Consider the following 316-nt stretch of genomic DNA (forward strand, 5'->3'; position numbering starts at 1 on the left):
TCGTTCGGGTGGTTCCAGCCCGTGGACCTGGATGTATTACCGTCCGTGACGGAGAATAGAGGGTAGGAACACCCGCTGCGGGGGCGGGAGTTCGAGGGGCGACCGGACGGGGGAGACCATGCAAGCCACACTGCTCGATCAGAGCGAGACCACGGCCACCGGCGGGAGCACGGAGGCGCCGGAACTACCGGTGACGGCGGATGAGTGGGCCGCGCACCTGGCCTCGGCGGTGCCGGGGCCGCAGACGGCGGCGATGCTGGGCCTGCTGGAGCGTGGAGGGTTGTCCACGGCGGGGCGGATCGACGCGTTGAAGGCG

The 316-nt window shown here is 70.3% G+C and carries 1 protein-coding gene; it reads left to right on the forward strand.

Annotated features, from left to right (window positions below; translation table 11 throughout):
• Positions 1 to 118 precede the first annotated feature (118 nt).
• A partial coding sequence (locus IF83_RS35405; protein WP_037682153.1) for a hypothetical protein occupies positions 119 to 316 on the forward strand: 198 nt, incomplete at its 3' end.

The organism is Streptomyces albus subsp. albus, from assembly GCF_000719865.1.
GTDB classification, from domain to species: domain Bacteria; phylum Actinomycetota; class Actinomycetes; order Streptomycetales; family Streptomycetaceae; genus Streptomyces; species Streptomyces albus_E.